Here is a 12,656-nt window from a genome sequence, read left to right on the forward strand (position 1 = left end):
CCGCCATTATAGGGGAGGGTGTTTTGACCTGGTATAAGATGGGGGGCGTGGACCTAGGGCTGGTGACCGACACCGCTTCGGATCTCTCCCCGAAGGTGCTTCAGGAAGAGGCCGTGGGCCTGGTGCCCATCTACGTGCACCTGGCCGGACGCCGCTACAAGGACTGGCAGGAGCTCACCCCCGATGCCCTCTACCAGGCCATGCGCGCCGGGGCCGAGCCCGTGACCGAGCCTCCTAGCGTGGAGGACTTCGCCGAGGTCTACGAGCGCCACCTGCAGGTGTACGACCGCCTCCTTTCCCTCCACGTCTCCGGCGAGCTCTCCAAGACCGTGGAAAGGGCCCGGGAGGCGGCCTTAAGGGTGGCTCCCACCCGCATCCGGGTGGTGGACTCGGGAATGGTCTCCGCCGGGCTTGGGGCCATGGTCCTCCGTGCGGTGGAGATGCTGCGGCAAGGGGCGGAAGAGGAGGCGGTGGTGCGGGAGATGGAAAGGCTCAAGCGCTCCAGCCTCTACTTCAGCGTGGCCGACCTCTCCCACCTGGCCCGAAACGGCCGCCTGCCCCGTTTCGGCGAGGTGGTGGGGAACCTCCTGGGCTTGAGGCCCATCCTGCGCATCGAGAAGGGGCATATCCGCTTCCTCCGGGTGGCCCGGGAGAGCGCTGTCCCCCAGGCGCTCGCCCGGCTGGTCCTGGAAGAGTTCGGAGGCCGCGCCGCCCGCATCACTATCGCCCACACCGACGCCAAGGCCGAGTGGGTGGAGGGCCTGAAGCGCGCCCTCGAGGGGGCGTTACGCCTGGAGCGGGGTCGGATCACCCGCTCGGGGGCCACCATCGCCGCCAACGTGGGCCTGGGGGCTTTGGCGGTCCACGCCTACGCGGTAGAATAGCGGGTGGCCCTTCGGGGCCCTCGGCCCATGGAGATCGCCTTAGAAAGGATCTACGGCCACCGCTTGGCGCTTTCCCAGGTGGTGGCGGCCCTTCTTTTCGCCCAGGAGATGCCCCCGGCCCTCCTCCTGGCTCCCGAGGAGAGGGTAAGGCGCTACCGCGACCTCTCCGCCTTCGGGGCCAGGGTCTACGTGAACCCCGGCCTCGAGGCCCTGGAGGAAAAGGCCCTTTTCGTCTTCTCCTACGAGGAGGCCCTAAGCCCCTTTCCCGAGGACCCCGAGGCCTGGCGGCTTCCTCTGGAGGTGGGCCGCGCTTACCCCCGGGAGGCCCTCCTCTCCCGCCTCCTCAAGATGGGCTACGCCCGGGACGAGGACTACCGCGTCCTGGGCGAGGTGGTGGAGCTCGGCGAGGTGCGCCTGGAGTTCTTCGGGGACGAGCTGGAAAGGCTTCTCGTTGGGGGGGAGGAGAGGCGGCGCCACGTCCTCCTGCCCAAGCCGGGGAAGGCGGAGGGCTTCACCTCCAAGAAGGTCCTCCACTTCCCCGGGCCCGTCTACCTGGACACCCCCGCCCTCGCCCCCAAGGCGCTTTGGCCCCTCCTCGCGGGAAGGCCCTGGGTGGCCTTGGGAAGCGGGGTGGAGCTTCCCGCTATGGAGCTTGGGGTAAAGCCCCTTCCCCCTTACCGGGGAAGCCTCAAGGCCCTGGAGAAGGACCTCGCCCGCTGGCTCGCCGAGGGCAAGCGGGTCCACCTCTTCGTGGGCCACGCCCGCACCCTGGAGTACCTAAAAAGGCGCCTCCAGCCCTTCTCCCCCCTGGTCCTGGAACGCTTCCCCGGGCCCAAGGGGCGGCTTGCCCTTCTCCCCGGGGACTTTGAGGGCGGGGCGGAGTGGGGGGAGTGGGTCCTCCTCACCGAGGCCCTGGTCTTCGCCACCGGGGGGGCGCGGGCGCGGGTCCGGGTGGGGGAGGGGCTTGCTGACCCCGGGGCCCTTTCCCCAGGGGACTACCTCATCCACCCGGAGCACGGCGTGGGGCAGTACCTGGGCCTCGAGACCCGGGAGGTTTTGGGGGTCAAGCGGGACTACCTGGTCCTCCGCTACAAGGGGGAGGGGAGGCTCTACCTCCCCGTGGAGCAGCTTCCCCTCCTCAAGCGCCACCCCGGGACCACCGACGACCCCCCGGAGCTTTCCTCCCTGGGCAAGGGGGAGTGGCAGCGGGCCAAGGAAAGGGCCCGTAAGGACGTGGAGGAGCTGGCCGGGCGCCTCCTCGTCCTCCAGGCCAAGCGCAAGGCCACCCCGGGCCGGGCCTTCCCCCCTTTGCCCGAGTGGGACCCCCTGGTGGAGAAGGGCTTTCCCTACGAGCTCACCCCCGACCAGAAGCGGGCCTTGGAGGAGGTCCTCCGCGACCTGGAAAGCCCCCACCCCATGGACCGCCTGGTCTCGGGGGACGTGGGCTTCGGCAAGACGGAGGTGGCCTTAAGGGCCGCCCACCGGGTGGTGGGGCACGGGGCCCAGGTGGCCTTCCTCGTGCCCACCACCCTCCTCGCCGAGCAGCACGGGAAGACCTTTAGGGAGCGCTTCCAGGGGCTTCCCGTGAGGGTGGCGGTCCTCTCCCGCTTCACCCCGCCCAAGGAGGAGGAGGCCATCCTGAAGGGCCTCGCCGAGGGCACGGTGGACATCGTCATCGGCACCCACCGCCTCCTCCAGGAGGACGTGCGCTTTAAGGACCTCGGCCTCCTCATCGTGGACGAGGAGCACCGCTTCGGCGTGGCCCAGAAGGAGCGGATCCGGGAGCTCAAGGCGGAGGTGGACACCCTCTACCTCTCCGCCACCCCCATCCCCCGCACCCTCTACTCCGCCCTGGTGGGCCTGAAGGACCTCTCCAGCATCCAGACCCCGCCCCCGGGGCGCAAGCCCATCAAGACCTTCCTCGCCCCCTTTGACCCCCTCTTGGTGCGGGAGGCCATCCTCCTTGAGCTGGAGCGGGGGGGCAAGGTCTTCTACGTCCACGACCGGGTGGCCTCCATAGAGGCCAGGCGGCGCTTCCTGGAGGGGCTCGTCCCCGAGGCCCGCATCGGGGTGGTCCACGGCCAGATGCCCGAGGGCCTCATTGAGGAGGCCATGCTCCTCTTCGCCGAGGGGGCCTACGACGTCCTCCTCGCCACCACCATCATCGAGGCGGGCCTGGACGTGCCCGAGGCCAACACCATCCTCATAGAGCGGGCGGACCGCCTGGGCCTCGCCACCTTGTACCAGCTCCGGGGCCGGGTGGGGCGGAAGGACCTGGAGGCCTACGCCTACCTCTTCCACCCGCCCCGCCTCACCGAGGCCGCGGAGAAGCGCCTCGCCGCCATCGCCGACCTCTCCGACCTGGGTTCGGGCCACCTCCTGGCCGAAAGGGACATGGAGATCCGGGGCGTGGGGAACCTTTTGGGGCCGGAGCAACACGGGCACATCCGGGCGCTTTCCCTCGAGGTCTACACCGAGCTTCTGGAAGAGGCCATCCGCAGGCTCAAGGGGGAGGTCAAGGAGGAGCGGCGGCACGTGACCCTGGACCTCGCCCTCTCCGCCCGCCTGCCCGCGGAGTACGTGGGGAGCCTCGAGGCCAGGAGCCGCTACTACAGCCGCTTTGCCGAGGCGAAAAGCCTCGCCGAGCTTTCCCGCCTGGTGCGGGAGCTCAAGGAGCGCTACGGGCCTTTGCCTGAGGAGGCGGAGAACTTCGTGGCCCTCGCCCGGCTCCGCCTGGTGGCGGAGAGGAAGGGGGTGGTGTCCATCACGGAGGGCTTCACCCACCTGGAGGTGGTCTTCCCCCGCTACCCCCTGGACTACGATGCCCGCGGCCTCAAAGGGCTTCCCTACCGGGTGGAGCCCACGCAGTACCCGCCCGGCTTCCGCCTGGAGAAGAAAGGCCTTAGGCCCCGGGACTACCCCGAGGCCTTGATGGAGGCCCTCTACCTCTTCGCCGACCGCTAGGGGTTCGGGATCAGGTGGAAGAGCCTAAGGCGCAGGACCACCTCCGCCTGGTCCAGGGTGTAGCGCACCTGGTCGCCGCTACTCACCCGGACCCGGGCCCCCAGGCGGAAGGCCCCGGTCTTGATGAGGTCGTAGAGGGGGTCGCCGGGCTGGAGGTTAACGTCCACCTCCAGAAGGCCGCTTCCCCCGGGGTTCAGGCTTAAGGAAGCCTCCTTTACCTGGAAGTCGCCCCCGGTGCCGTCGTAGAGGTCGGTGTCTTCCTGGGGGCCGGCCCGGACCTCGAGGGCGAGGTCCGCCGGGAGAGCCCCTGTGTTTTCCAGCTGAACCTGCACGGCGACCCGGCCCTCCTCCAGGGCCTCCGCTCCAGGTACGGGGATTTCCTGCCCGGCCGGGTCGTTGGGCAGGCGCACCTCGGCCTGGATGAGGCTCAAGGTGCCGGTGCGGCTTTCCTCGGGAACGAAGCTGCGAAGGTCCACCTCCACCCGGTGGACCGTGTGGCCGCTGCAGGCCGCGAGGACCAGGGAAAGGCTTGCCAGGAAGAACAGGCGCTTCACGAGACCACCTCCTAGAAGGTCACCGCCAAGGCGACGCCGTAAACCGTGCCCCCCACCAAGGGCGCCTGGTGGGCGGTGAGGGCGAGGTCCAGGGCCAGGGCCTCCAGGTCAAACCCCGCCCCCACCCCGAAGCGGAAGCCGCCCTCGAGGCCCACTCCCGCCCGCAGGGCCCAGGGCCCCAAGCCGTACTCCAGGCCCAGGTGGAAGGCGGGGGCCGTGCTCCCGAAGCGGGCGTCGGCGGCGAGAAGGAGGCTGCCCACCTCGAGGGGCAGGCGGTAGGCCCCGTTTAGGAGGAACTCGGGGGCGGAGAAGTCGCTTTCCCGGGTGGCGGGGGCGCGGGTCTCCCCGCTTTCCGTTCCCGAGACCTCCACCCCGCTCCACCGGGCGAAGCCGAGGAGGTTCCTCGCCCCAAGGCCCAGGGCCCACTCCCCCCCGTCCACCGCCACGCCCACATCGGCCCGGAGGCCGTAGCCCCCTCCTCCCGCCCCCTATCCCAGGCTTCCTTCCAAGAAGCTCGGGTAGCTCAGGAAGTAGCGGTAGCTGTAGCTGGCCCCGCTCACCTGGCCGTTTGGGTCAAAGGTGGGGCGGGCCTGGGCGCTGGCCTCGGCGTAGAGCAGGCCGTAAAACCCCTCGCCCCTCGCCCCCACGTAGACCCGCCCAAGTCCAGGCACCTCGGAAAGGGGCGCGGCGAAGCCCAGGGCCAGGCTGATCCCGGCGCCGTAGCTGCCGCTGGCCTCGAGGAAGCAGGGGGAAGGGTCCTGGCCCTTGCAGGAATCCAGGGTCCCGCTCGCCAGGGCCTGGGCCAGGGCAGGGCTCGGGCTCACCCTCACCCCCTGGGCCCCGGCGAAGGTCCCGAACCTCAGGTAGGTGCCGGGTCCCAGCTCCAGGGCGATGGGCAGAAGGGGGTCCGGGACGAGGGCCCGGGGCTTCCCCGGGTCGCTCCCCGCTTGGAAGGAGGGAAGGAGGGAGTTCCCCGAGCCGTCGGTGATGGAGATCCCATCGGCGCTCACCCGGAAGACCACCTCATCGGGGCTTCGGGCGGGGTTGAGGAGGAAGCTATTCGGGTGGGCGGCCTGGTCGTAGAAGCTCAGGAGGTCAAACCGGGTGCGGAAGGCCTGGGGGTCGGTGAAGTAGGCGAAGGGGCTGGTTTCCTGGAAGAAGGGGAGAAACCGGAGGAGGCCCAACGGTATCTGGAACCCTTCCTTATCCCAGCCTCCCGGGAAGGCGGCGTAGGCGGGGTTGGCCCAGGCCTGGGAGGGCCCCGGAAGGAGGACGCCCCCCATGCCCAGGCCCCGCGCCCCCTGGGCCAGCCCCAGGACCGAAAGCCCCATGGCCAAAAGAACGAGGGCTCGCTTCATAGGGCCTTCAGTTTACCAGGATTTCTTCCCCCTCAAGCTTTTGCGGGGGCCTGAAGGCCACCCCCTTTGACAGGCGGCCCTTGGCGGCGTAAACTTTGACTCAGTATAAGGAGGTGGCCATGATCAAGAAGGTAGGCGTGGTAGGCGCGGGGACCATGGGTAGCGGGATCGCCGCCCTGGTGGCCAGCGCCGGGATCCCGGTGGTGCTCTTGGACATCCCCGGGAAGGAGGACCGAAACGAACCTGCCAAGCGCGGCCTGGAGCGGGCGCTGAAGGCCAGGCCCGCGGCCTTCATGGACCCCGAGCGGGCCCGGCACATTGAGATCGGCAACACCGAGGACCACCTGGAGAAGCTGAAGGACTGCGACTGGGTGGTGGAGGCCATCATTGAGAAGCCCGAGCCCAAGCAGGCCCTCTACGCCCGCCTCGAGGGCCTCCTCAAGCCCACGGCCATCCTTAGCTCCAACACCAGCGGCATCCCCATGAAGGTGCTCCTGGAGGGGCGCTCCGAGGCCTTCCGCCGGCGCTTCCTGGGCACCCACTTCTTCAACCCGCCCCGCTACCTTCACCTCTTGGAGCTCATCCCCACCCCCGAGACCGACCCCAAGGTCCTGGAGGCGATCCGCCGCTTCGGGGAGCGCATTCTGGGCAAGGGGACCGTCCTCGCCAAGGACGCCCCCGGCTTCATCGCCAACCGTCTCGGGGTCTACGGGATGGTCCAGGCGGTGCGCCTCATGGAAAAGCACGGCCTCACCCTTGACGAGGTGGACGCCCTCACCGGGCCCCTCCTCGGCCGCCCCAACTCCGCCACCTTCCGCACCGCCGACCTCACGGGGCTGGACGTGCTCAAGCTCGTGACCGAGGAGCTCGCCCAGGCCACGGGGGAGGACTTCGCCCTCCCCGGGTGGGTCCACCGCCTGGTGGAGGAGGGCCGCCTCGGGGAGAAGGCGGGGGCTGGGTTCTACAAGCGGGTGAACGGGGAGATCTACACCCTGGACTACCGGACCCTGGATTACGCCCCCCGGACCAAGCTGGAGCTTCCCGAGCTTCGCGCCCTCCGGGACCTTCCCCTGAGGGAGCGCCTCGCCAAGGCCTTGGACCTTCCCGGCAAGTACGGGGCCTTCCTCCGGGAGCTCTTCGCCAAGACCGCCCACTACACCCTGAAGAAGGCCCCGGAGATCGCCTACGACCTCGTCTCCGTGGACCAGGCCCTGGAGTGGGGCTTCGGGTGGGAGGAGGGCCCCTTCAAGAACATGGACGCCGTGGGGCTTTCCCGGGTGGAGGCCCTTTTCGCCGAGCACGGCCTGGAGGCTCCCGAGCTCCTCAGGAAGGCCCAGGGCGCTTTCTACAAGGACGGGACCTATCTGGGCTTTGACGGGGCTTACCGCCCCTTGCCCAAGCGGGAGGGCGTCATCTCCCTGAAGGCCCTCAAGTCCGAGGGGAAGACCCTCTTGGAGGGCAAGGAGGCGGCCCTTCTGGACCTCGGGGACGGGGTGGCCCTTTTGGAGTTCCGCACCAAGATGAACGCCATCGGGGAGGGGGTCATCCGCATGCTCCAGAAGAGCCTGGAGTTCGTGGAGGAGAAGGGCTACCTGGGCCTCGTCATCGGCAACGAGGACCCGAGGGCCTTCTCCGCTGGGGCCAACCTGGCCCTCATCCTCTCCCTGGCCCAGGAGGGGGACTGGGACGAGCTCGCCCTGGCGGTGCGCCAGTTCCAGAAGGCCTCCATGTCCCTCCGCTATAGCCCCTTCCCCGTGGTGGTGGCGCCTTTTGGCCTGACCCTGGGGGGCGGGGCGGAGTTCACCCTCCACGCCGACCGGGTCCAGGCCCACGCCGAGCTCTACATGGGCCTGGTGGAGGCTGGGGTGGGGCTTTTGCCCGCGGGGGGCGGTACCAAGGAGATGCTCCTCCGCTTCACCGAGGAGCTCCGCCCTTACGAGGAGGCCGATCCCTTTGAGGCGGTGAAGCGGGCCTTCGGGCTCATCGCCATGGCCAGGACCTCCACCAGCGCCCTCGAGGCCCGCAAGATGGGCTTCCTCCGGGACGGGGACGGGATCAGCATGAACCGCGACTTCCTCATCGCCGACGCCAAGAGGGGGGTTCTGGAACTCGCCCCCGACTACCGCCCGCCCCTGCCCCCGAGGGTCCGGGTCTTGGGGAGCGAGGCCTTGGGCAACCTCCGCTACGCCGTCTGGTCCTTCCGGGAGGCGGGGGAGATCACGGACCACGACATGCGGATCGGCCTGGAGATCGCCTATGTCCTCTCCGGCGGGGAGGGCCCGGTGCGGGAGGTCTCCGAGTGGGACCTTCTGGACCTGGAGCGGGAGGCCTTCCTTAAGCTCCTCGGCACCCGGAAGACCCAGGAGCGCATCGCCTACACCCTGAAGACGGGGAAGCCGCTTAGGAACTAGGGGGGAAAAGATGCGGGAAGCGGTCATCGTGAGCGCGGTACGGAGCCCCGTGGCCCGGGGCAAGAAGGACGGGGCCTTGGCCACCCTCCACCCCGTGGACCTCTCCGCCCAGGTGATGCGGGCGGCGGTGGAGCGGGTGGGCCTGGACCCCAAGGAGCTTGAGGACGTCCTCTGGGGGTGCGCCATGCCCGAGGCGGCCCAGGGGCTGAACATCGCCCGCCTGGCCCTCCTCCGGGCGGGCTTCCCGGTGGAGGTGGCGGGGGCCACCGTCAACCGCTTCTGCTCCAGTGGCCTCCAGACCATCGCCATGGCCGCCCAGGCGGTGATGACGGGGATGGCGGACGCCGTCTTGGCGGGCGGGGTGGAGATGATGAGCCAGGTGCCCATGTCGGGCTTCCACACCCGGCTCCACCCCGACCTCACCCCCACGGAGTGGAGCCCCGAGACCTACTCCACCTACATCGGCATGGGCTTCACCGCCGAAAGGGTGGCGGAGCGCTTCGGCATAAGCCGCGAGGACCAGGACAGGTGGGCCCTCCGTAGCCACCAGAAGGCGGCCCAGGCCTGGGCCGAGGGGCGCTTCCCTGAAGTGGTCCCCATCCGGGTGCCCAAGGTGACCTACCGGGGGACCAAGAAGGAGGTGGAGGAGGTTCTCTTTGACCGGGACGAGACGGTCCGCCCCGACACCAGCCTCGAGGCCCTGGCCAAGCTCCGCCCCGCCTTTAAGAAGAACGGCACCGTCACCGCCGGCAACGCCAGCCCCTATTCCGACGGGGCGGCGGCGGTGGTGGTCATGAGCCGGGAGAAGGCGGAGGCCTTGGGCCTCAAGCCCTTGGCCCGCTTCCTGAGCTTCGCCGTGGCCGGGGTGGAGCCCGACGTGATGGGGATCGGTCCGGTGAAGGCGGTGCCCAAGGCGCTAAAGCGCGCGGGGCTCACCCTGGACCAGATCGCCCTCATCGAGTTCAACGAGGCCTTCGCCGCCCAGGTCCTGGCGGTGATGCGGGCCCTGGAGATGCCCGAGGAGAAAACGAACGTCAACGGCGGGGCCATCGCCCTGGGCCACCCCTTGGGGGCCACGGGGGCCAAGCTCACCGCCCAGCTCCTGAGCGAGCTTGCCCGGCGGGGCGGGGGGTACGGCTTGGTGACCATGTGCATCGGCGGTGGCATGGGGGCCGCGGGCGTGTTCGAGGTGTACCCGGCCTAAGGAGGAGAGCATGACCGAGGAAAAGAAGCTTTGGCAAAAAGGCGGCGGCTGGCTTCTTGAGGTCCCGGAGCGGGTCTACACCCCCGAGGACTTTGACGAGAGCGTCAAGGAGATCGCCCGCACCACCCGCACCTTCGTGGAGCGGGAGGTGCTTCCCCTTTTGGAGCGGATGGAGCACGGGGAGCTTGAGCTCAACGTGCCCCTCATGAAGAAGGCGGGGGAGCTCGGGCTTCTGGCCATTGAGATCCCCGAGGAGTACGGCGGCCTGGACCTGCCCAAGGTGGTCTCCACCGTGGTGGCGGAGGAGCTTTCCGGCACCGGGGGCTTCTCCGTCACCTACGGGGCCCACACCTCCATCGGCACCCTACCCCTGGTCTACTTCGGCACCGAGGAGCAGAAGCGCAAATACCTTCCCAAGCTCGCCAGCGGGGAGTGGATCGCCGCCTACTGCCTCACGGAGCCGGGCTCGGGCTCGGACGCCCTGGCCGCCAAGACCCGGGCCACCCTCTCCGAAGACGGCAAGCACTACGTCCTGAACGGGGTCAAGCAGTGGATCTCCAACGCCGGCTTCGCCCAGCTCTTCACCGTCTTCGCCAAGGTGGACGGGGAGCACTTCACCGCCTTCCTGGTGGAGCGGGGCACCCCGGGGCTTTCCTTCGGCCCCGAGGAGAAGAAGATGGGCATCAAGGCCTCCAGCACCCGCCAGGTGATCCTGGAGGACGTGAAGGTGCCCGTGGAGAACGTCCTCGGGGAGGTGGGCAAGGGGCACAAGATCGCCTTCAACGTCCTCAACGTGGGCCGCTACAAGCTGGGGGCGGGGGCCGTGGGGGGGGCCAAGAGGGCCTTGGAGCTTTCCGCCCAGTACGCCAACCAGAGGGTGCAGTTCGGCCGCCCCATCGGCCGCTTCGGCCTCATCCAGCAGAAGCTGGGGGAGATGGCGAGCCGCATCTACGCCGCCGAGAGCGCCGTCTACCGCACCGTGGGCCTCATCGACGAGGCCCTTTCCGGCAAAAAGGGCGCCGAGGCGGTGATGGCGGGCATCGAGGAGTACGCCGTGGAGGCCAGCATCATCAAGGTGCTGGGCTCCGAGGTCCTGGACTACGTGGTGGACGAGGGGGTGCAGATCCACGGGGGCTACGGCTACTCCCAGGAGTACCCCATTGAAAGGGCTTACCGCGACGCCCGCATCAACCGCATCTTTGAGGGGACCAACGAGATCAACCGCCTCCTCATCCCGGGCATGCTCCTCCGCCGGGCCCTGAAGGGGCAGCTTCCCCTCTTCCAGGCGGCCATGAAGCTCCAGAAGGAGCTTTTGGAGCCGAGCTTTGAGGAGCCCGAGGACCTCGAGCTCCATCAGGTCCAGAACCTCAAGAAGCTCGCCCTCATGGTGGCGGGCCTCGCTGCCCAGAAGTACGGGCAGGGAGTGGAGGAGGAGCAGGAGGTGCTGGGGGCGGTGGCCGACATCCTCATCGACGCCTACGCCGCAGAGAGCGCCCTCCTTCGGGCCAGGCGGCTTGGCGGGCTTCCCGAGGTCCTGGCCCGCATCTACCTGGCCCAGGCCCTGGACCGCGCTCAGGCGGGGGCGCTTTCCGCCCTGCCCCGCCTCGTGGAGGGGGACGAGGCCCGGGTGGTCTACTCCGCCGCCCGCAGGCTTACCAAGCGCGAGCCCGTGGACCTCGTGGCCCTAAGGCGCCAGGCGGCGGAGGCGGTGCTGGAAGCGGGGGGCTACCCCATACCTCGCTGATCCCACCCCATGCTGGCCCAAAGCCAGCATGGGGACCCTGGTAAAGGAGGCCCACAGAACCTTGGCGTGAGCGAAAGCGCACGCCAAATCATAAAAGTTCCAGGTGCCACCTCGGTCCCTCCTTGGTGTCCTCCACGATGACGCCGAGGGCTCTTAACCTTTCCCGGATGAGGTCGCTCTTGGCGTAGTCCTTGGCCCGCCGCGCCTCTTCCCTGAGCTCCAGGAGGAGGGCGATAAGCCCCTCCAAAAGGGGCCCCGAGACCCTTTCCTCCAGGACCCTCTCGGGAAAGAGGCCCAGGAGGCCTTCCCCCAGGGTGTGGAAGACCGCCTCGGTCCGGGCGAGGCTTTCCGCCTTGGCCTCGGGGAGGAGGCGGTTTAGCTCGGGGAGGAAGGTGAAGAGGGCGGCGATGGCCTCGGGGGTGGAGAGGTCGTCCTCTATCGCCTCCATGAAGGCCTTTTCCAGGGCGTCCAGGGCCCTTTCCAGCTCGGGGGTGGTGCCGGGGGGTGCGGTCTTCTTGCGCTCCCGCACCTCCCGGTAGGCGTGGAGGAGGCGGCCATACCCCCTTTTGGCGCCCTCCAGCCCCTCCCAGGTGAAGTCCATGGGGCTCCGGTAGTGGGTCTGGAGGAGGTAGAAGCGGAGGGCCATGGGCTCGTGGGCCTGGAGGAGGTCGTGGAGGAGGACAAGGTTGCCCGTGCTCTTGGCCATCTTCTCCCCCTCCAGGAGGACGTGGTTGTGGTGCATCCAGTGGCGGGCGAAGCGGAAGCCCGCGGCCTCCGCCTGGGCGATCTCGCACTCGTGGTGGGGGAACTGGAGGTCAATCCCTCCGGCGTGGAGGTCAAACCCCTCCCCCAGGTACTTGAGGCTCATGGCCGTGCACTCGATGTGCCAGCCGGGGTACCCCTCCCCCCAGGGGCTCTTCCAGCGCATGATGTGCCCCGGCTCGGCTGCCTTCCATAGGGCGAAGTCCAGGGGGTCTTCCTTCTCCTCCCGCACCTCCACCCGGGCCCCCGCCCTGAGCTCCTCCAGGCGTTTCCCGGATAGCTTTCCGTATTCCGGGAAAGAGCGCACCCGGAAGTAAACGCTCCCCTTGCGCTGGTAGGCGTGGCCCCGGGCGAGAAGCCTCTCCGTGAGCTCCAGCATCTCCGGGATGTGGCCGCTGGCCCTCGGGGCGATGGAGGGCCTGAGGACGTTCAGGGCCTGGATGGCGTCAAAGTAGCTCCAGGTGTACTTCTCCGCCACCTCCATGGGCTCCAGGCGCTCCAACTTGGCCCGCCGCACGATCTTGTCCTCGCCCTCGTCGGCGTCGTCGGTGAGGTGGCCCACGTCGGTGATGTTGGAGACGAAGCGGACCTTGTACCCCTTGTGGAGGAAGTAGCGCCTTAGGACGTCGTAGACCACGGGCCCCCGGGCGTGGCCCAGGTGGGGGTCGGCGTAGACCGTGGGGCCGCAGACGTAGATGCCCACGTGCCCGGGCACCGCCGGCTCAAAGGGCACCTTGCGCCGCGCCAGGGTGTCGTAGATCGCGAGGCCCATATG

Annotated in this window: 9 protein-coding genes; 5 read left to right on the forward strand and 4 right to left on the reverse strand. The window is 68.9% G+C overall.

The features are described 5' to 3' along the window. Positions 1-47 precede the first annotated feature (47 nt). The gene (locus tag ACY5J6_RS05565; protein WP_462846372.1) at positions 48-884 is read left to right on the forward strand and encodes a DegV family protein; all 837 of its coding nucleotides are present in this window, start codon (positions 48-50) and stop codon (positions 882-884) included. Positions 885-911: 27 nt separating this feature from the next. Beyond that, positions 912-3,848: a transcription-repair coupling factor gene (mfd, locus tag ACY5J6_RS05570; protein WP_462846500.1), complete on the forward strand. Its 2,937-nt coding sequence runs from the start codon at positions 912-914 to the stop codon at positions 3,846-3,848. Here the strand turns inward: mfd and ACY5J6_RS05575 are convergent. From ACY5J6_RS05575 to ACY5J6_RS05585, 3 genes are read right to left on the reverse strand one after another with little or no spacing between them, the layout of a single operon-like run. Continuing rightward, the gene (locus ACY5J6_RS05575; RefSeq protein ID WP_462846373.1) at positions 3,845-4,402 is read right to left on the reverse strand and encodes a hypothetical protein; all 558 of its coding nucleotides are present in this window, start codon (positions 4,400-4,402) and stop codon (positions 3,845-3,847) included. The two genes, mfd and ACY5J6_RS05575, sit on opposite strands and share 4 nt — an antisense overlap. Before the next feature lie 11 nt (positions 4,403-4,413). Further along, a complete protein-coding gene (locus ACY5J6_RS05580) occupies positions 4,414-4,848 on the reverse strand; it encodes a hypothetical protein (RefSeq protein WP_462846374.1) in 435 nt (144 codons plus the stop codon). Positions 4,849-4,890: 42 nt separating this feature from the next. Next, positions 4,891-5,760 carry a hypothetical protein gene (locus ACY5J6_RS05585; RefSeq protein WP_462846375.1) on the reverse strand — a complete coding sequence of 290 codons (870 nt, stop codon included), beginning with the start codon at positions 5,758-5,760 and terminating at the stop codon, positions 4,891-4,893. 119 nt (positions 5,761-5,879) lie between these two features. Here ACY5J6_RS05585 and ACY5J6_RS05590 point away from each other — a divergent pair, with 119 nt between their 5' ends. The 3 genes from ACY5J6_RS05590 to ACY5J6_RS05600 are packed head-to-tail and all read left to right on the forward strand — an operon-like array spanning position 5,880 to position 11,119. Further along, complete coding sequence (locus ACY5J6_RS05590; RefSeq protein ID WP_462846376.1) at positions 5,880-8,171, forward strand: 3-hydroxyacyl-CoA dehydrogenase/enoyl-CoA hydratase family protein; 2,292 nt, start codon at positions 5,880-5,882, stop codon at positions 8,169-8,171. Between the two features lie 10 nt (positions 8,172-8,181). After that, positions 8,182-9,375 carry a thiolase family protein gene (locus ACY5J6_RS05595; RefSeq protein ID WP_462846377.1) on the forward strand — a complete coding sequence of 398 codons (1,194 nt, stop codon included), beginning with the start codon at positions 8,182-8,184 and terminating at the stop codon, positions 9,373-9,375. Positions 9,376-9,385: 10 nt separating this feature from the next. Continuing rightward, on the forward strand, positions 9,386-11,119 hold the full coding sequence (locus ACY5J6_RS05600; RefSeq protein WP_462846378.1) for an acyl-CoA dehydrogenase family protein: 1,734 nt from the start codon (positions 9,386-9,388) through the stop codon (positions 11,117-11,119). 88 nt (positions 11,120-11,207) lie between these two features. On the opposite strand, the gene cysS is transcribed toward ACY5J6_RS05600, so the two are convergent. Beyond that, positions 11,208-12,653, reverse strand: coding sequence for a cysteine--tRNA ligase (gene cysS, locus ACY5J6_RS05605; protein ID WP_462846379.1), 1,446 nt, complete (start codon positions 12,651-12,653; stop codon positions 11,208-11,210). Positions 12,654-12,656: the final 3 nt, after the last annotated feature.

This window comes from Thermus sp. H19.2, from assembly GCF_054979525.1.